The organism is Arthrobacter sp. BG5, assembly GCF_056680155.1.
This window is the reverse complement of sequence record NZ_CM155268.1, coordinates 653,938-672,635: the sequence shown is the minus strand read 5'-3', so window position 1 is coordinate 672,635 and position 18,698 is coordinate 653,938. Positions and strand designations below refer to the sequence as shown.

Here is an 18,698-nt window from a genome sequence, read left to right as displayed (position 1 = left end):
CAGTTCTGTTCAAAACTAAGGATCGATGTCGCATGGACCAGGTTAAGAAAATCGTGAGTACCGGCTGGAGGGACGGTTCCTCGATTGCCTGCGTGTCGGGCATGCCCGTAGAAGATATGGGCGCCGGCAACTTCAGGCTAAGGCCAGGGAAGTCGATCGACGACGAACAGCGATCCGCGGTTGTAGGGCTTCAAAAGAGTCTTTCTGCGGTGGCTCCTGCCGCTACAGCGTTCATGTTCCATCATGGGCTCGTGCTGGGGAACGGCTTCATTGTCTCAACTGCGGACGGTCTAGTCCGTGAGTCACGCTATCTGGTAAACAACCTCGAACGGCGTATTGAGTTGTCATTGCGCGATGAAACAGTAGTGCTAGATGATTCTATTGCTTGGATCATAGCGGGAAATGCTTCTTCAAAGAGCAACTATTGGCATTGGTTTGCTCAAATCCTTCCGGCAATTTTACATAGCCGGGAGCTCGGAAAGTCACTCGGGCGGACTAGGTTTGGGGTGCTTACTGAGCCCCTCAAGGAGTGGCAGATAGAGAGTCTCCTGGTCTTGGGCATCGATCGAGCCGCTGTAGTTGAAATAAATCAGTTTCAGCATGCAAGTGCGGCAACTGTGCTTTATAGCTCTTTCCTCTCAGGGGTCTCTGTATTTGCAGATAATCTATATCGACGCGAAATTAGACGGATATTCATAAACTGGGCTGGCCAAAATGATACGGCGCCAAGAAAGATAGTTGTCTCCAGAAGAGACACCAATAAGCGACCTTTGGTGAACGAAGATTTGCTACATACCGAGCTAGCGTTTGACGGCTTCAAAGTGATGACCGGCGGGACCATGACCCTGCGCGAACAGATCCAAGCCTTTCAAGGTGCATCCGTGATTATTGCACCCCACGGCGCTGGATCGACGAACGTCTTGTTTGGGCGTAAAGGAGCGCTCTATATTGAACTCGGCCAGCTGAGCTACCCCAACGCTGGACCACTCTCCCTTTGCAAATCTTCGGAAATGCTTGCGTGGATCGATCTATTCGAAGACGACGGAAAAGGGCAATCAACCGCTGGGTGGACGGCCTCAATCGAGGTCGTTCGGGACACGGTCGCAGTCGCCATGCCCGAGCTAGCCTTCAAGGTCTAAGCGGCTACAGACGCTAAGCTTTGCCGTAAGACACGGAGGACTCCGACACGATAGATTTCCCGTGTTCCAGGATGCGGCCGTCTCTTGGACTGCCCCGGATTTCATTGACTCTCGGAGTTTAGTGTTGTCAGGCGGCTTTGAGGCCGCTATTGAGTATCTCAAACTCGACCGGCGTTAGCCGCCCGAGGCGCCGTTGACGGCGTTTCCGATGGTAGGTTGTCTCGATCCAGGTCACGATGGCCAGGCGCAGATCAGCCCGCGTGGACCATCGTTGGCTGTCCAGTACGTTCTTCTGCGGGAGCGAGAAGAACGACTCCATGGCCGCGTTGTCGGCACACGCGCCCACCCGCCCCATCGATCCTTTCAGCCCGTTGCTCTTCAGCGTCCTGACGAAGGCGTTGGAGCGGAATTGGGAACCGCGGTCACTGTGAACAAGGGTCCCTGCCGGATCCCGGAGCCTTATTGCGTTGTGGAGGGCCGAGACGGCCAGGGACGCTTTCATCCGGGAATCGATGGAGTAGCCCACGATCCGGTTGGAGTAGACGTCTTCGATGGCACACAGGTAGAGCTTGCCCTCGTCGGTCCAGTGCTCAGTGATGTCCGTCAGCCACAGCTGATCCGGCGCCGTTGCGGTGAAGTCCCGGCGGACGTGGTCATCCGTGCACGGGCGGGCCGGCCTTGCGCGTCAGACCGCGCTTCTTGGCGAAGACGGACCAAGATCCGCTGGCTGCTGCACAGCCGGGCGACCCGATTCTCTCCGGCGCTGAACCCCTGGTCTTCGAGCTCGTAGGCGATGAACCGGTACCCGAACGCAGGGTCGTCCCGGTGGACGTCCAGGGCTGCGTTGATCAGGTGCGGATCGGTCCAGTCACCCTCCGTGACCGGCGCCTCCATGCGTAGGACGCCTGTTTAGAGAACCCCAGCACCCGGCAGGCCACCGCGACGGGGATCCCGTCCGCGGCAAGGTCAAGGACCAGCGGGAACTTCATTTTTGGGGGTAGCTCCCGGGCGAAGAAAGCCGCAGCACGGCGCAGGATCTCGTTCTCCTGCTCCAGCAGCCGGATCCGCTTTTTAGCATCCCTGAGTTCCGCGGCTTCCTTCTCCGTCACTCCGGGACGGGCGCCGTCCTCGATGTCGGCTTTCTTGAGCCAGTTGTGCAGGGTTGCTTCGGAGATCCCGAAGTCTTTGGCGATCTGCGAGATCGGCGCTTCGTGCTTGCGCGCCACGGCGACCACGTCACGGCGGAGCTCAGCGGGGAAAGGCTTGGGCATGTGAACATCCTTGCTGCAAGGACTGAATCCTCACAAGCCAGGAGTCAAGCAAACCCGGGGCAGTCCCATGACCGCCGAGACGAGGATGTCCCGCAGCCGCCGGGTGGAGCGGGCCCACCTCGGGACCTCGACGGTGGCCTCGTAGAACGTCCCGCGGGGGCATTCGGATTCATCGCAGAAATACCGGTGCTCGGACCAGATGACTTACACCGGTCCGACGACGGGAATGTCGCGGATCCGCTGCAGGTGGCGTGAATGTCGCCGGACACCGATCACACCGCAGTCCGGGCACCCGGACTCGACGGTGCTCTCGACCAGGATTTTCCGCTGGCCGAAGCCCAGAATCTCGGTGACGGCCGGAAAAGAACAAGCTCTACCGCACCGTTTGCCGGCGGTGGAACGAGATCGAGGTCCTCATCGTGACCGGCGTCACCACCGGCAAGGTCGCGGCAGACAATACCGCCGTCAAACACATCAAACACACCGCCCGGGGCTTCCGCAACGCAGGGAACTACAAATCGGTTATCCTCATGAGAGTGCCGCCGGACGGCGGCATGGCACTCATCCGGGAATTGCTTTCCCCACGAACCGTGAAGAGCGCGGTATCCTCGGCAGTTTCGTGTGCAGACCACCGATGAGAGTCCCGTTGAGTTCCGGCTGACCAGCAGGCCGACTTCCCCCGCTGTTACCGAGCTCAGAAGGTCATGCGCGGCCACATGTGGGAGCGGGGTCTCAGATAACGCCCCGATAAGGTTCAAATTCCTTCCCGGTACGTTCTCTGTTCTTAAGAATTTCCCTCTCCATTGCATCCCTAGAAGGAATTCCAGCAGAGGACCAATTGTCTATAAATCCTAAAACACTCAATTGACCGAATAGATCATTGAAATCGAGCGCAGCGCGGGCGTTTGCCGTGGAGCTTGGGGCAGAAGCTGGAACCCAGAGCTCCCTGACACTGCTGGCGCCTGAGATAGTTGCTCCGCCGAATGACTGCACTTGAGCTGAAAATCCGTCATTCACGCGTCGGCGCCAGATGACGAAGACCCGCTGGTCTGGACGTGCCATGAGCGCATACAAATGTAGGGAAGAACCCTCTGAAAAGATTATTTCATGCGCCCCGTTGTAAATCGAAAGCTGCTCGCGGAGGGAAAGTTCCTGAGGATGAATGATCACATATCCAGCCCGGGACAGTTCCTGTTCGATCCGCTCTTCGAACAGGATGGCACCCTCATTGTCGCTGAGGCGCGAACGTGAAACATATACTCTCTTATACGGACCTGCGGGAATGTCCCGTAACTTGTGGAACAGTTTTCTGTTCGGCTCGTATCCCCAGACCCACGCTGATCGCGCCAACTGTGACGGAACCCAAAGCTCCGAAAAAGTAGTGGGGCGGTCGACAAGCGTTATGCCTCCTTCGAACCCCACCAGTTCAAGCAGTTCCCTCGCATATGAGGGCACCACGCCCCCAGGAATTCGGGAATAGAATACCATGGTGTCCGGCTTCTCAACGACCTGCAACGCCCATAGTCGTGCGGTACTTTCAACCATGAAGTGCCCAAAATGACTATTCTGAAGCATTCCCGCAAAGAGATGCCGTCCGGTGGACCCGATCACGGAGTGTTCATGTCCAAGCACAATAGGAACGTTGTTGTAACCCTGTTTCTCTTGGACGCCCTCTGATACAGGCTCAAATTCCGAGTTGTAAACACCGCCATCAAATTGTCCTGGCTGCCCATCCTTGGGAGGGACCAATTTTGACAATGGTGCGACGATTCCGCCGTGCAGAATTCTTATTGAAGCTTGACGCTGCTTCATGCATCTCCTATGGGCAGCTATTCTCAGACGAGGGTCTGTGCTGGCGGGTGGGACCGGTGTTGTCAGACACTGGGGGCTGACATCGTGCCAGACAGAAAGTATTTATTTAATACATCAGCCAGCAAACCCGGGTTGGCCTACTTTAGCTACCCCTAAAGACTTCACAACCGCGGGTTATTGCCATTACCGAACTCCGTAGCCGACACGTCGATGGCCCGGCGGAACACGGGACTCCATGACAACGTCTTGGCGCGAGCCCGTGGACGTATCCCTGACAATTCGTGCTTTATCCAACATCCTTGAACGGGGCCACCTCCTGGAATACTGCACAGTCCCGGGGCTGCGCGGTTGCACCATGGCGCGGATTATGACGCTGGACCAGCAATATGCCTCGACGTCGATCCAAATCCGACGCTGACCGAACGTGACGATCCCGACGGCTTGAGTCCAGTCGGGATGGTTGGCGGTGGCGGATGCAACGGCTTCTAAGAGGTGGTTCGCCGGTTAGCCGATGTCAAATACAATCATCGGCTCTCGGTGACCGTGGTTTTCAGAGTCCACGACCATCGGGTGCCGACGAATCCGGCAGTCTTATGGCAGCCCGCTAGGAAACACGGACGTCGCGAGCAGCCAGACTCTTGAGTTGCTCGGAAGGAGTGACCCCGTTGTCTGCGAGGAAGTCCCGCATCCACGCGGCTCGAGAGATTCGATTGGCGTCGAATTGCCTGCCCTGCTCCGGTTCCCACCGCGCGGCTTCCCTGATCTCGTCCAATGACATGTCGTTGACTGCATTCACCGAGACGGAAGGGATGCCCGTTGTTCTGGCCAACTCCTGCGTACGGTTGTCAATGTGGACGACGAGTCCGGGTATGCCGGCCTGGACTCCCAGAGCTACGCCGTGGTATCGGGCGCCAATAGCGGCATCATAGTGACGGAGGAAGTGCATCCACGTCTGGGTTTCGTGGAAGGAATAAGCGTTCCGGTGGAACCACTTTTCGCAGGCGTTGCCGCTTTCAAATCCCATCGACTCGGCTATCGAAGCCACCTTTTCTTGGTCTTCGGCTTCGGACCCTAGTGCGAGAGCGACCATAACTTCGGGGTGCTGCGTTATGTAGGCTCCCTGGTAACTGTTGCAGAGTTGCACCATCTTGGACTCAATCTTCCGATTCTCCGGATGGAACGGGTTCCCGGATGCGACCGCTATTCGGGAAGCCGGGGCCACTGCGGAGCGCCGAACTATCGACTGGCCCAGTGACATGTCGGGGGAGATGAACAGTGACGGGCAGCCAATGGGCTCCGAATCGATGCCAAAGGTCGAAAGCACCTTTTGTGTGAATTCTCCTCGGACCCCAATATTAGATCCGGAGCCGGGTCGACGCGCTGCTACCGCTCGGAGGAAGCGCTGGGTGCCCTCAGGAACCTCAACCTCCGCTTCGTAGTTGGTGGTCTGAGCCCCCAACCCAACTAGGACGACTGGGAGATCAAAGCGTTCGATGGCGTCGGCCCAGGCTCCGAGGTCAGTATGAGATCCGACTTGGTTGGCGCAGGTGATAACCAGGACGTCCGCTCGATCTCTGACGTTCCCCCGGTCCCAGCCCCACCCAACGCGATTGGGCTCGACATCGATAGCTTTACGTGTTCCGTAGACAAACGCCAGATTGCCTGTGTTCCCTCCCATTGCAGCCATGTAGCGGTCTGGGCTCGCTTCATAGGCTTCCGTCAGAACAAGATTGTCTGGGTTAGCCAGGTTGTCTATCAAGCCAATTTTATTGAATGTCATCTTGTTTCCCATCCGTTGAAAACCTGAAGGTGCAGTTCAGCGCACTGAGCGTGTGTAGCGGGGCGCACGATGCCGTCTCTCAGGGCATCCCACTCCTGCGTGAAGCCACTTAGTTTGATGAGAGCTTCACGCCACGCTAGGGAATTACCTGCTTGGACGTGTACACCCGTGACTCCGTCGCGGACTTTTTCCGCCATGCCGCCGATATCCGAGACTACCAAAGGTCGACCGCACGTCAGTGCTTCCTGAATAACCATCGGCGAGTTCTCCCACCAAGTCGACGGAACTACGACCCAGTCGACGCCTGCCATCCTGGATCGAAGTTCATGTGGCTGATAGGAGCCTGCCCATCTCACCACACCTTCTTCAATCAGGGGCGCTCGGAGGGCTTCGATTCTTTCTCGGAACTCCACCTTCTGCGAATCCAGATTCGCTCCGTGCACTTCTAGAACTAGCCCTGCACGCTCCTCGGGCTGCATGTTGTGGAGCGTGGTAAGCAAAACCTCAAGTCCCTTTTGAGGATTGATCTGTCCAAAATATCCGAAGCGATTTCGCGTTCCGCCATTGGGGAGCGGTCTGGGAGGAAGCATGTCTTCATCCGCTTGACCATTCTCGATTACGACGATCTTCTCTCCCGGAATACCCCATTGAATATAGCGACCCCGAAGGAACTCCGAAGGAGAGACGAACCCATCAATCAAGTCAAAATGGCTCTTAAAGAAGTGTTTACGCAGCCAGAAGTCTTCACTGGAGCGCTCCGGAAAGCAAAGACGACACTCGTCGATAGATTCGCGAGAGCAGAGGCGGCCGTCTGTTTTAATCATTTGGCCGTTATTGGCACAAATAGCGATATATTCATGCAGGGTGAGATAAATCCTGATTGTAGGGTCAATCTGTTTAATAACCCGAAGGAAATCAAAACCAAGATGAACGTAGTGATGCGCGTGCACAATTGTAGGCCGCAGTGCTCGAATTAGGTCGGCAAAACGAGTATGGACCGCATCGCGGTTTGCTGCCTTCATAGTCCAATCTGATACACCCTGCTCCCAGATGTATTCATGATCTCGGCGCTTGCCAATTATGCCGGTTGGGCCGCGACCCCGGTCCACCCGCCCCAGGAACCAGCAGTCTTCCACCAGACCCTCTTGGCGATATGCCTTATACATGTTGTAGGCCGCAATCTCACCACCCCCTAGGCTGAAATCGGGATGTGCGTGCGCCATGACGAGAATACGTTCAGAGACTTTATCCGACACTTACTTGCTCCTTAAAAATACGCTCCCAGCGTATCTGGTGCCGTATTGCGTTATAGACAACGACCCGAAATCTGAAGTCAGACTTGCCGAGTAATGTAAAAGACTGGCGTTCCAAGTGCGTAAGTTGGACGAGGGGTGTGTAGAGAATCTTGAGCCCGCGTTCCCGAAGTTTGAGGCAGAGGTCAGAGTCCTCAAAGTCGCCGATCATGTAGCCGGTATCCCAGCCCCCCACGCCCTCGAAGTCGCGGCGCCGCACGAGTAGGCACGCTCCAGTCACAGCTGGCGCCTCGACTACCATGTCTCCTGCAGGATCTAGAGTGGGGTCGAGCCCCATGTTGGCATGGTGGTTAGTCCAAATTTCCAGATCCTCACGGTATCGGAAGGTCATTCCCGCATGCTGGATGGACCCGTCCGCGAAAACCAGGCGTGGTCCGATGGCGCCGGCGTCGGGTCGCGCGTCCAACGCCATGACCAAGTCTTGCAGCCAGCCTTCGCGCTGGGGGAAAGCATCGCTGTTGAGGAAGAGGAGAAAGTCGCCGGTCGAATGTTGGACACCCAAATTATTGGCGCCAGAATATCCCCGGTTCCGCTCTCCCCACACGTACCTAAAAGGGACCCTATAGGCTTCGTAAAGCTGTGGCGCTAAGGTAATAAATTTGTCCAGAATGTTAGGATCATCTATTACATAAAGAATCTCAGCATTGTTGAGAATCCAATCGTCTTTAGCGAACTCTATTAGCTGATGCTCTACAAAATCGATACGTCCATACAACGGAACTATGATGGAGACAATTGGGGAGGGGGGGAGCGCTCCTTGGGTTCGAACCCGAACGGGCAGGCGTTCCCAGGATTTTCGATCTTGGGCCACTATTACCTCAAGGGCCGGAGATGCTACTGCATTTACGTATTCGCCGAATCTGTGTGCCGATGGCTGGCTCCGGCTGAAGATCTGCTCGGCCGCCCGTGCCGGGTCATCCGGGAGAGTCCCGACCAAAGTCTCTGCCACGTCAACGACACCCTGGTCGAGGAGAATGCGCATACGTAAAGTGTCATTTGGACGTATTCCAGGCAAATGTATAGCAAAACCGGGGGGCTGAAGCGGGGTAGGAAACTCGGAACCGTGTGCATCAATGACATCTTGCCGCTCTCGTCGCACGGCCTGCGTCAGGTCGAATACGGCTTTGCTATTGCTGCTTTGAATCCATACAGCACGGACATCCAATCCCGTCATTGCCCAACCGGACACGACTGCCCCTCCGGCGGTGATAGCCGCGTTCGCAAATTCGAAGTTGGCACGAGCCTTGCCGCGGACCCCTGGAACTGCAGGTAATTCTGAAATTATGGCACCCCAAGCATCGCTGTAGCTCGGCAGGTGGGTACTCAGTTCGAGCCGTTCAGCGGTTGTCAGGGGTAGCGACTTGTTCTTGTCCGCTTCGATTGCCGAAACACTCAGAGTTACGGGCTCGGACTCCTGCCCGTCTACCTCGATGGCCAGCGGAGTGTCAGCTCGGTAGGGTGCCAATAGGATGAAGCCCAAGTTGCTTCCGTCGGCCAATTTGAGTTTTTCAGCTACGTCGCTGCGGCGCTTGTACATCACTTCCGCTAGTACGGGCCTGCCGTCGCTACTTAGTGCCACTTCTACATTGTCGTCACGCCAACCCGAGACGAGGACGTAGCCACCTAGGTCTAGGGCGCGCTCAACTCTCAAGATTACGGGCGATAAGTTTCCCAGGCGGGGTATGGCGACCCGAGACGTTTGAACTTTCCCCATGGTCATTTGCGGTCCCCCTACTATAATTTGGGAACCAGCCGCCTCAATGAGGCGATGTCCCCCAGTGACGCCCTCGAGTATACCTGCGTTCGCAGCTACGGCGTACCGAGTGCGGCAGCCGCTGCCAGCCGTAAGGTTTTGGGAATCGGCCGCCTGATTGAGGGCTCCAAGTAGTGGGCTGGGATGCTAGTCCCTACTTGCACCCTGTGCGGGGGCCATAGGCATCACCCGCTCAGCCGCCTGTTGTCGGTTCCGTTGTTGCGGCGTGAAGTCGGATACTGGGGCCAAAGCTTATATAGTAGACCCGTTTGGGCGCGCAATCTGCTCCCACGCCATGAAATCTACTTGCAGCAGCTACTGGGGGACTAGTGACACTTCGTCTAACCGTGATCGGTACGGGATACCTCGGCGCAACCCATGCGGCATGCATGGCGGAACTGGGCTTCGAAGTCCTGGGCGTCGACGTCGATAAGGAAAAGATCGACAGCCTCAGCAGGGGCGAACTGCCCATCCACGAACCGGGCCTTCCCGAGCTGTTGCGCAAGCACACCGAATCGGGCCGCCTGCGCTTCACCACTTCGTTCGAGGAGGCGGGCGCTTTCGGGGACGTCCACTTCATCGCGGTAGGCACCCCGCAGCGGGCCGGCGAACACGCGGCGGACATGACGTATGTGGACGCCTCGGTGGCGGCGATCGCCCGGGCAGCCACCAAAGATTCCCTCATCGTCGGAAAGTCCACCGTTCCGGTGGGCTCGGCGCGCCGCCTCAAGGGCCTCGTCGCCGAGGAAGCGCGTGACGGTGTAACCGTCAACTTCGCTTGGAACCCGGAGTTCCTGCGCGAGGGGTTCGCGGTAGAAGACACCTTGCGCCCCGACCGCTTGGTTATCGGCGTGGATTCCGATTCCGCTGAAACCACCCTGCGTGAGGTCTACGCGGACGCCCTCAGCCGCGACACCCCGTTCATCACCACCGACTTTGAAACGGCTGAACTCGTCAAGGTGGCGGCCAACGCCTTCCTCGCGACCAAGATCTCCTTCATTAACGCTTTCTCCGAAGTCACCGAGACCGTCGGGGGTAACATCCGGACGCTGGCCGACGCAATCGGCCTCGACGCCCGGATCGGCCGCCGCTTCCTCAACGCTGGCATCGGCTTTGGCGGCGGCTGCCTTCCCAAGGACATCCGGGCGCTTCAGGCGCGCGTCTCCGAACTGGGCCTGGACAGCACCATGCGTTTTCTCAACGAGGTGGATGAAGTGAACCTCCGCCGCCGCGACCGTGCGGTCTACGTTGCCGAAACGCTGCTCGGCGAGGTGGAGGGCAAGCGCGTTGCCGTCCTCGGCGTCGCCTTCAAACCCAATAGCGACGATGTCCGTGATTCGCCGGCGCTGGACGTGGCTGCGAGGTTGTATAACAGCGGTGCTGACGTCAGCGTCTACGATCCCGCCGCCAACGCTAACGCCGCCAAGCGGTACCCTCGGCTGAACTATGTTGGCTCACTGGACACGGCCGTGGCTGATGCCGACCTGGTCATGCTGCTGACGGAATGGTCTGAATTCGTGATCGTTGACCCCGATGAGTTGGGCGCAGCGGTCGCGCACAAGCGGATGTTTGACGGGCGCAACGTCCTGGATCACGAGAAATGGACTGCGGCTGGCTGGGATATCGTCTCCTTGGGCCACAAGAGCGAACTGTTGGAGCTCGCTGCCGCCAGATGAAGTGGCAGCCCGGCCGCTGATGCAGCGGACCCAAGAGAAAGGATCCCACCAGGTTTAGAGCTCTGGTGGGATCCTTTCTGTGTTGGGGGTCGTTTGTCGACAGCGGGGCCCTACAGCGAAGCGTAGAGCCTGCCCGTGCTGGTGAGGCTGCCGTTCGTGTGGAACAGGGCCGAGCATCCCATCTTGATGTCTTTTGCTGAGCGCGTCTTCCACGCAAAGCGCTCCACGAACGGCATCGCGCGCAGTCCCGCTACCGTGGCGCGCATGAAGTCTTCGGTCTGGGCGCGGCTGTACCGGCAGGGGTTGGAGGAGGTGGCGTTCCAATCGGCCACTGCGTACTCCGTCACCCAGATCGGCTTGCCGTATTTTTCGTGGAGCATAGTGATCTTGTTCAGGAAGTCGTCAGCGTTCGGCCACGCGTAGACGTGCGTCGTGACAAAATCGACGCGAAGGCCTTTCTGCTTGGCCTTAGCCATGAAGTCGGCCAGCCAGGGGCTGGCAGGGTTCTTGCATGCGGGAGAACCCAGGCGCAGGCCCGTCGCCTGGAGCTTGGGCCAAAGGCTGATGGCCTGATCCACCGTCATGTTGGCCTGAGCCGTCACGTCGGGTTCGTTGAACCCCAGAAGGTGCTTCGTTTTAGTCTGGGATAGCTGGCGCATCACGTATCCCAAGGCGTCCTGCTCCAGCATTGTCCTGGCGCTCTTAACCATGGGGATGAACGGCGGCGTGGTTGTGACGTTTGGGTGCGAACCCCAAGTGTAATGCCAGTCCAGTTTGAGGCTCTTGATCTGTTGGAGCGCCAGGGCGTCTTTACCCCCGTGGCCGAATCCCTTGAGGGTATTCGCCGGGGTTGTGATCGCAGGGACCGACATGGTGCCAGCGGCTTGGGCCGGAACTGCGTTGGCTGCCAGTAGGGCGCCCGGGGCGGCCATGGCCGCCAATGGCACGGTCAAGAACGTACGGCGTTCCACGGTTACCTTTCGGTTGGATCCAGGCTGCCCGTAGACCAGGCGGCGGCGGAGCTAAGTCGGCCGCACGGCAGTGAGGCTCGAGCAAATTTAGCACGCAAGAACCCAGGAGATCTCAAGCAAAAGCGCAGGAATTGCCAAGGGTTTATCTTCTTCAGCACCAGCTACCGCTGGGACTGTCGTAGCTTCCCCTTGACGTCGTTTAGAGGGACCGATAGAGCTGGCCGGTGCGCGTCAGGGAACCGTCCTTACGGAACAGGGCCGAGGCGCCCATGACCGGGTCCCCTTCTTCCCTCGTCTTCCAAGCAAAACGCTCCACGAAGGGCATCCGGCGCAGTCCGGCGGCCGTCTCGCGCATGAACGCCATGATCTGCCTTTCCGAATAGCGGCTGGGGAACCCCGGCCTCGCCTTCCAGTCCGCGACGGCGTATTCAGTAATCCAGATGGGTTTACGGTAGCGGTCGTGGAGTCTCTGGACATTGTTCAGGAAGGCCCGGGAGTTCGGGGACGAGTAGGAGTGCATGGTGATGAAGTCCACGCGAAGTTTCTTCGAGGCCGCTTGGTCCATGAACTGCTTGAGCCAGACGCCCTGAGGGTGAACTGATGCCGGCGAGCCCAGCCGCATCCCGGAGGCCTGCAATTCGGGCCAGTAGCTGATGGCCTCGGCCACGCTCATGGCCGCTTGCTCGTGATGATCGGGCTCGTTGAAACCGAGCAGTTCCCTTGCCCGGGTGGTGCCACGTTCCGAGACGACTTCGTCGACGTCGCCACGCTCGATGCCTCCGCGCCCCCAGATCATCGGGACGAATCCCGGGGTCATTCGGACGTCGGGATACGTGGCGCCCCACGTGTAAAACCAGTTCACGTTTAAAGCGTCCAGTTGGCTGATGCTGTATTTATCGCCGACGCCGAGACCGATGCCTTTGCGCGCTCCGCGCGGGATGGCCTGGACGGTTTCACGGACCGGGTGGGGAAGCTCCGCGGCTACCCTGCGCTGGTCGATTGGTCCCGGAGGGGCGGCGACGGCGGTTGGCGCACCGGTGGCAATTGCGGCGCTGGCCGACGCGGCCAAGGACAGGCGTAAAAAGTCCCTGCGGTCAATGCTCACTTCGACTCACTTCTCTCGGCTGTGGCCAAGTTGAGCGCTCTCCCCCGGGTGAGATTTATCTTCCCACCATTGGGTGCAGAGGTGAACAGCTTGGAAGTGTTTCAGCGGTGTGAAACCTGCAATGCCCCGTCGAACTCCGCGATCCGGTAGCCGACGCCGAGCAGTTCCTGTATGGCGGCGACGGTGCGGGCGGCGGCTTTGCCATCGCCGTACGGGTTTACCGCGTTGGCCATCGCCTCGAAGTGCGCCGGGTCGTGCAGGAGCCGCGTCACCTCGGCGACGATCTGTTCCTCGTCCGTGCCGATCAGCTTGACGGTGCCCGCCTCGAGAGCCTCGGGCCGCTCGGTGTTGTCCCGCATCACCAGGACGGGTTTACCCAGGCTCGGCGCTTCTTCCTGCACGCCACCCGAGTCGGTCAGGACCACGTGGGCCAGGGAGAGCATCCGGGTGAACTCGCCATAGGGGAGCGGCTCTGTCACCACGACGTTGGACTTGCCCTTCAGCGCCGGAAGGACGGCCTCCCTGACGGCCGGGTTCTTGTGCACCGGCAGGACGATTGTCAGATCAGGTTCGGAATCTGCAAGCCGGGCGAGGGCCCTGCCGACCCTGCGCATGGCGTCGCCCTGGTTCTCCCTCCGGTGGGTGGTCACCAGCAGGATCCGCCGTCCGGAGGTTGCGAGTTCTTCGAGCTGCGGGTCGGTGAAGGGGATTTCCTTGCCGACAGTTGTTAATAAGGCATCGATGACGGAATTCCCGGTGACCACCACGTCGTCGGCGCTGATACCCTCGGCCAGCAGGTTTGCCTTACTTACCGGCGTGGGTGCGAGGTGCAGACTGGCGATCTGGCTGGTGATCTTCCGGTTGGCCTCCTCCGGGAACGGAGAGAAAAGATCACCGCTGCGAAGCCCGGCCTCGACGTGGACCACCGGGATGCCGTGGTAGAAAGCGGCGATCGCGCCCGCCGTCGACGTCGTGGTGTCGCCCTGAACGATCACGGCGTCCGGTTTGTCCGCCGTGAAGAGCCTGTCCAAGCCGTCGATGGTGCGCGTCATGATGGCTGAGAGGGACTGGCGCGGCTGCAGGATGTCGAGGTCATGGTCGGGCACGATGCCGAAAAGCTCGTTGACTTGGTCTAGCATCTCGCGGTGCTGGCCGGTGACGGTGACAACGCAGTCAAAGAGCGGGGATTCCTGCAGCTCGGCGACGATGGGGGCCATCTTGATGGCTTCAGGCCGGGTTCCGAAGATCGGCATGATCTTGAGCATGGAAATTCCCCCAAAGTTATGTGTTGACGTCGGCAACGATGCTACGGGAATGCGCGCAATTCGCGGAATCGGCGGCGCAAATTTCCGTGCTGGATCGCCGCGCCAGGGCTGTTGGGGCTAGCCGGCAAGCAGCAGTGCTGCAATCAGAGCCGGCACAGCCAGGCACACAACAATCACCGCAACGAGGGCGACAAGCCGCTTGCGCTGGTAGGCGGTCCTGCGTGCGGCCGTCGGCTGCCGCCGTGGCTTGGGGCGTGGTGCTGACTCGGGGGCCGACTGGAAAGGATCGGCAGCAGTGACCAGCAGTTGATCAGGGATGTCGGCACGAAAGCGTTTCCGGCGGAGGTGCCTGGGCGCGGCAACCAGCGGCGGAGTTTGCTCGGCGTCATGCTCCAACGTCGGTCCTCCTCGCTCGCTCGGTCGTCGCCTTGGTCGACGACGTCTACCGGGCCATCCTCAATTCTTACATCACCAAGCGTCGGATCTGCATTCGAACCGAATTCCGAATCCTGCGATCTACCTCGCCGCCGCGACGCCAGCAGGCTCTTCGAGCAGGCCCATGAGGTAGGAGCCATAGCCGCTCTTAACCAGCGGCGCAGCGCGCTCGTAGAGTTCGCTATCGGTGAGGAATCCCAGGCGCCAGGCGATTTCTTCCGGAGCACCGATCTTGAGGCCTTGGCGGTGTTCCACCGTGCGGATGAAGTTCGAAGCGTCGTTGAGGGAATCGAACGTGCCGGTATCAAGCCAAGCCGTGCCGCGAGGCAGGATCTCCACGTGGAGTTCGCCCCGGTCCAGGTAGACGCGGTTAACGTCTGTGATTTCGAGCTCACCGCGGGGGGACGGCTTGAGGTTCTTGGCGATTTCTATGACGTTGTTGTCGTAAAAGTACAAGCCGGGAACTGCGTAGTTGCTGCGGGGTTGGAGCGGCTTTTCCTCAAGCGAGATGGCCTTGCCGTTCTCATCGAACTCGACGACGCCGTATGCCCCCGGGTCTGAGACCCAGTAGCCGAACACCGCGCCGCCTTTGATGTTCTCGAAGCGACGGAGCTGGGTGCCCATGCCCTGTCCGTAGAAAATGTTGTCCCCGAGGACCAGCGCCACCGGCTCGTTGCCGATATGCTCCTCGCCCAGGATGAAGGCCTGGGCCAGCCCGTCGGGACTTGGCTGTTGCTTATAGGTGATGTTCACCCCGAACTTACTGCCGTCGCCAAGCAGCCGCTGGAACTGGTCGACGTCGTGCGGGGTGGTGATGATGAGAATGTCGCGGATGCCGGCCAGGATCAGCGTGGAGAGCGGATAATAAATCATCGGCTTGTCATAGACCGGCACCAGCTGCTTGCTTGAGCCAAGAGTGATCGGGTGCAGTCGGGAACCGGTACCGCCGGCCAGGATTATTCCACGCATGGGCTTTATCATTGCCTGCAATTTGTCCGCCAGCAAACCGGATCTTCCCGCGCGTTAGGCTGTACGGATGCAGAAACTCCTTGTCACCGGCGGCGCCGGCTTCATCGGCTCGAACTTCGTCCATTACGTCATGGAAAACACCGACGACCATGTCACGGTCCTGGACAAGCTCAGCTACGCCGGCAACCTGGAATCCCTCAAAGGCCTGCCGATTGAGCGCTTCCGGTTCGTGCAGGGCGACATTTGCGACGCCGCCGCGGTGGACGCCCTGGTCGCGGACGCCGACGTCGTGGTTCATTACGCCGCCGAATCGCACAATGACAACTCGCTGCACGACCCTCGCCCGTTCCTGGACACGAACATCATCGGCACTTACACCCTGATCGAAGCGGCACGCAAGCACAACAAGCGCTTCCACCACATCTCCACCGACGAGGTCTACGGCGACCTGGAACTCGACGACCGCGAGCGGTTTACCGAGGACACCCCGTACAACCCCTCCAGCCCGTATTCCTCCACAAAGGCCGGCTCGGACCTGCTGGTCCGGGCCTGGGTGCGGTCCTTCGGCCTGCGCGCGACCATCAGCAACTGCTCCAACAACTACGGCCCGTACCAGCACGTTGAGAAGTTCATCCCGCGCCAGATCACCAACGTGATCGACGGCATCCGCCCCAAGCTGTACGGCAAAGGCGAAAACGTCCGCGACTGGATCCACGCCAATGACCACTCGTCCGCCGTCCTCGCGATCATCGCCAAGGGCCGCATCGGCGAAACCTACCTGATTGGCGCCGACGGCGAAAAGAACAACAAGGACGTCGTCGAGCTGATCCTCAAGCACATGGGGGAGACCCCGGACGCCTACGACCACGTGGTGGACCGGCCCGGCCACGACCTGCGGTACGCGATCGACTCCGCCAAGCTCCGCGACGAACTCGGCTGGGAGCCGCAGTTCTCCAACTTCGAGGCGGGCATCGAAGACACCATCGCCTGGTACCGGAACAACGAGGACTGGTGGCGTCCGCAGAAAGCCGCCACCGAAGCCAAATACAAGGAACAGGGCCAGTAGGACATGTCGATCGAGTTCTCGAAAAAGCTCACCGCCCACGAAACCCCGATTCCCGGCGTCGTCCTCTACGACCTTCCCGTCCACGGTGACAACCGGGGTTGGTTCAAAGAGAACTGGCAGCGGGAAAAGATGGTGGCGCTGGGCCTGCCGGACTTCCGTCCCGTGCAGAACAACATCTCGTTCAACGAGTCGGCCGGCACCACCCGCGGCATCCACGCCGAACCATGGGACAAGTTCGTTTCCGTGGCCACCGGGCGGATTTTCGGCGCCTGGGTGGATCTGCGCGAGGGACCGACCTTCGGCGCCGTCTTCACCGCCGAGCTGGATCCCAGCCAGGCCATTTTCATTCCCCGGGGAGTGGGAAACGCCTTCCAGACACTGGAAGACAACACCGCCTACGCCTATTTGGTCAACGACCACTGGTCCGCCGACGCTCAGGGCCAGTACACGTTCCTGAACCTTGCCGACGAGACCGCGGCCATCAGCTGGCCGGTCCCGCTGGAGCAGGCCGAGCTCTCGGACAAGGACAAGGCGCATCCCCAGCTGGCGGACGTCACGCCGATGCCGCCAAAGAAGGTCCTGGTCCTCGGCGCCGACGGCCAGCTCGGCAAAGCCCTGCGCAGCGCGTACGACGGCGACGCGTCCCTGGAATTCGCCGGCCGCGCCGAATTTGACCTCGGCAGCGAGGATTCGTTCACCGGACGCAATTGGAAGAACTACTCCGCCATCATCAACGCCGCGGCCTACACGGCGGTGGATGCCGCCGAGTCGGCGGAAGGCCGCGCCGCAGCCTGGGCGGTCAACGTCACCGCCGTCGCCCGGCTGGCCCGCACCGCGGTTGAGTACGACCTCACCCTGGTCCACGTGTCCTCCGACTACGTCTTCGACGGTACCCGCGCCATCCACGATGAGTCGGAGCTTGTCTCCCCGCTGGGCGTTTACGGCCAGACCAAAGCCGCGGGCGACGCCGTCGTCAGCGTGGTGCCCCGGCATTACATTGTGCGTACCAGCTGGGTCATTGGCGACGGCAACAACTTTGTCCGCACCATGGCTTCCCTCGCGGCCCGCGGCATCGAACCCTCGGTGGTCAACGACCAGATTGGGCGCCTGAGCTTCACCCAGGACATCGCCGCGGGGATCCGGCACCTGCTCAAGGCGGGCTCGCCCTACGGCACCTACAACCTCAGCAACGCCGGGGAACCGCAGTCCTGGGCGGACATCGCCGCCGATGTGTTCGAATTGGTGGGCAAGCCGCGGGACGCCGTCACCGGCGTCAGCACCGAAGAGTACTTCCGGGGGAAAACTGTCTCACCGCGGCCGGAGAACAGCGTGCTGGACCTGAGCCGGATCACCGCTGCGGGCTTCCAGCCGGCACCGGCCCAGGAGAGGCTCCGCGAGTACAGCAAGCAGCTGTGAGGACGGCCGCGCCGGCCGAGGCCTAGCCCCGGCCGGCGATCGGTCCAAGCCCGGTCTCAGCCGTTGCTGGAGGGGCATTCGGGCCGGAGTGACACATCGATCAGGCCGCCCGTTTCGATGACAAAGCGCCGCAGCCATTGTCTCGGCGATAAGTCCGGGTGCGAGGGCACCATCTGGACGTCCGCTGTCGTGCACTGCTCCATCAACCGTCCGGCGCGCGCGACGTGGTAACTGGACGTCACCACCGTAATGGACTTCCACCCGTTGCGTTTGACGAGCTTGCCGATTGCCTCCGCCTCGCCGCGGGTGTCGTATTCACCGGGCCGGAAACAGACAAGGCCCGGGGTGGTGTGCTGGGCCGTATTGCACAGGTCGTCCGCCGCCTTGTTCCCGGGCGTGTCCGTATGGGAGAGCACTAGGACCGGCGCGCCGATTTCCTGCTGGACCCGCTGGGCCACCGGGAGGCGTTCGGAACTGGCACCGCCCAGCATGATGACGGCGTCCGTGCGGTGCACGCTCAAGGGGTCCACATTGACGAACAGCTGGACGGCGATGATCAGCCACAGCACGAACGCGCCGGCGGTGAACGCCAGGCCCTGGGCCGCCACAGGCGGCAGCGAGGGCATCAGTCGGGGCATGCCTAAGAGTTTTACACGCGCCCTGCCAACCGCGAAATGCAGCGCCGACCTGCCGTTGAGCGCACCGCCGGGGGCCAGCCGCGGCGGTT

Annotated in this window: 13 protein-coding genes and 2 pseudogenes; 5 read left to right on the top strand and 10 right to left on the bottom strand. The window is 60.2% G+C overall.

All coding sequences use genetic code 11. The annotated features are described in order from the left end of the window. Nucleotides 1–32: 32 nt before the first annotated feature. A complete protein-coding gene (locus AC1MBE_RS03020) occupies nt 33–1,139 on the top strand; it encodes a glycosyltransferase family 61 protein (RefSeq protein ID WP_479780795.1) in 1,107 nt (368 codons plus the stop codon). 127 nt (nt 1,140–1,266) lie between these two features. On the opposite strand, the pseudogene AC1MBE_RS03015 reads toward AC1MBE_RS03020, so the two are convergent. Next, nucleotides 1,267–2,410 (bottom strand): annotated as a pseudogene (locus AC1MBE_RS03015) (IS3 family transposase). Nucleotides 2,411–2,784: 374 nt separating this feature from the next. On the opposite strand from AC1MBE_RS03015, the pseudogene AC1MBE_RS03010 reads away from it, so the two are divergent. After that, nucleotides 2,785–3,048: pseudogene (locus AC1MBE_RS03010) on the top strand (transposase); the annotation flags it as partial. 94 nt (nt 3,049–3,142) lie between these two features. On the opposite strand, the gene AC1MBE_RS03005 reads toward AC1MBE_RS03010, so the two are convergent. From AC1MBE_RS03005 to AC1MBE_RS02990, 4 genes are all read right to left on the bottom strand, one after another. Next, nucleotides 3,143–4,222, bottom strand: coding sequence for a glycosyltransferase family 61 protein (locus AC1MBE_RS03005; RefSeq protein WP_479780793.1), 1,080 nt, complete (start codon nt 4,220–4,222; stop codon nt 3,143–3,145). A gap of 604 nt (nt 4,223–4,826) precedes the next feature. Continuing rightward, on the bottom strand, nt 4,827–6,014 hold the full coding sequence (locus AC1MBE_RS03000) for a polysaccharide pyruvyl transferase family protein (protein WP_479780791.1): 1,188 nt from the start codon (nt 6,012–6,014) through the stop codon (nt 4,827–4,829). Then, nucleotides 5,999–7,258 carry a glycosyltransferase gene (locus tag AC1MBE_RS02995; RefSeq protein WP_479780789.1) on the bottom strand — a complete coding sequence of 420 codons (1,260 nt, stop codon included), beginning with the start codon at nt 7,256–7,258 and terminating at the stop codon, nt 5,999–6,001. Before AC1MBE_RS02995 ends, AC1MBE_RS03000 begins: the two co-directional genes overlap by 16 nt. Continuing rightward, nucleotides 7,248–8,894 carry a glycosyltransferase family 2 protein gene (locus AC1MBE_RS02990; protein WP_479780787.1) on the bottom strand — a complete coding sequence of 549 codons (1,647 nt, stop codon included), beginning with the start codon at nt 8,892–8,894 and terminating at the stop codon, nt 7,248–7,250. The genes AC1MBE_RS02995 and AC1MBE_RS02990 overlap by 11 nt, the downstream gene beginning before the upstream one ends. Before the next feature lie 503 nt (nt 8,895–9,397). Here AC1MBE_RS02990 and AC1MBE_RS02985 point away from each other — a divergent pair. Beyond that, nucleotides 9,398–10,744, top strand: coding sequence for a UDP-glucose dehydrogenase family protein (locus tag AC1MBE_RS02985; protein ID WP_479780785.1), 1,347 nt, complete (start codon nt 9,398–9,400; stop codon nt 10,742–10,744). A 110-nt stretch (nt 10,745–10,854) separates the two neighbouring features. On the opposite strand, the gene AC1MBE_RS02980 is transcribed toward AC1MBE_RS02985, so the two are convergent. From AC1MBE_RS02980 to rfbA, 4 genes are all read right to left on the bottom strand, one after another. Next, nucleotides 10,855–11,715: a glycosyl hydrolase gene (locus tag AC1MBE_RS02980; protein ID WP_479780783.1), complete on the bottom strand. Its 861-nt coding sequence runs from the start codon at nt 11,713–11,715 to the stop codon at nt 10,855–10,857. Nucleotides 11,716–11,914: 199 nt separating this feature from the next. After that, on the bottom strand, nt 11,915–12,820 hold the full coding sequence (locus AC1MBE_RS02975) for a glycosyl hydrolase (RefSeq protein WP_479780782.1): 906 nt from the start codon (nt 12,818–12,820) through the stop codon (nt 11,915–11,917). Between the two features lie 101 nt (nt 12,821–12,921). Continuing rightward, entirely contained in the window at nt 12,922–14,085 is a 1,164-nt protein-coding gene (gene wecB, locus AC1MBE_RS02970; protein ID WP_479780780.1) for a non-hydrolyzing UDP-N-acetylglucosamine 2-epimerase, read from the bottom strand. 516 nt (nt 14,086–14,601) lie between these two features. After that, nucleotides 14,602–15,489, bottom strand: coding sequence for a glucose-1-phosphate thymidylyltransferase RfbA (rfbA, locus tag AC1MBE_RS02965; protein WP_479780778.1), 888 nt, complete (start codon nt 15,487–15,489; stop codon nt 14,602–14,604). Between the two features lie 67 nt (nt 15,490–15,556). Between rfbA and rfbB the strand changes: the two genes are divergently transcribed. Continuing rightward, the gene (gene rfbB, locus AC1MBE_RS02960) at nt 15,557–16,555 is read left to right on the top strand and encodes a dTDP-glucose 4,6-dehydratase (protein ID WP_479780776.1); all 999 of its coding nucleotides are present in this window, start codon (nt 15,557–15,559) and stop codon (nt 16,553–16,555) included. Between the two features lie 3 nt (nt 16,556–16,558). Continuing rightward, nucleotides 16,559–17,971: a sugar nucleotide-binding protein gene (locus AC1MBE_RS02955; RefSeq protein ID WP_479780774.1), complete on the top strand. Its 1,413-nt coding sequence runs from the start codon at nt 16,559–16,561 to the stop codon at nt 17,969–17,971. 56 nt (nt 17,972–18,027) lie between these two features. Here AC1MBE_RS02955 and AC1MBE_RS02950 read toward each other — a convergent pair whose 3' ends face one another. Then, nucleotides 18,028–18,609: a YdcF family protein gene (locus AC1MBE_RS02950; RefSeq protein ID WP_479780772.1), complete on the bottom strand. Its 582-nt coding sequence runs from the start codon at nt 18,607–18,609 to the stop codon at nt 18,028–18,030. Nucleotides 18,610–18,698: the final 89 nt, after the last annotated feature.

What these genes read in the sequence shown, in the direction of transcription:
- AC1MBE_RS03020 (WP_479780795.1), top strand. Translation starts at nt 33, where the DNA reads ATGGACCAGGTTAAGAAAATCGTGAGTACCGGCTGGAGGGACGGTTCC.
- AC1MBE_RS03005 (WP_479780793.1), bottom strand. Translation starts at nt 4,222, where the DNA reads ATGAAGCAGCGTCAAGCTTCAATAAGAATTCTGCACGGCGGAATCGTC.
- AC1MBE_RS03000 (WP_479780791.1), bottom strand. Translation starts at nt 6,014, where the DNA reads ATGGGAAACAAGATGACATTCAATAAAATTGGCTTGATAGACAACCTG.
- wecB (WP_479780780.1), bottom strand. Translation starts at nt 14,085, where the DNA reads ATGCTCAAGATCATGCCGATCTTCGGAACCCGGCCTGAAGCCATCAAG.
- rfbA (WP_479780778.1), bottom strand. Translation starts at nt 15,489, where the DNA reads ATGCGTGGAATAATCCTGGCCGGCGGTACCGGTTCCCGACTGCACCCG.
- rfbB (WP_479780776.1), top strand. Translation starts at nt 15,557, where the DNA reads ATGCAGAAACTCCTTGTCACCGGCGGCGCCGGCTTCATCGGCTCGAAC.
- AC1MBE_RS02955 (WP_479780774.1), top strand. Translation starts at nt 16,559, where the DNA reads ATGTCGATCGAGTTCTCGAAAAAGCTCACCGCCCACGAAACCCCGATT.
- AC1MBE_RS02950 (WP_479780772.1), bottom strand. Translation starts at nt 18,609, where the DNA reads ATGCCCCGACTGATGCCCTCGCTGCCGCCTGTGGCGGCCCAGGGCCTG.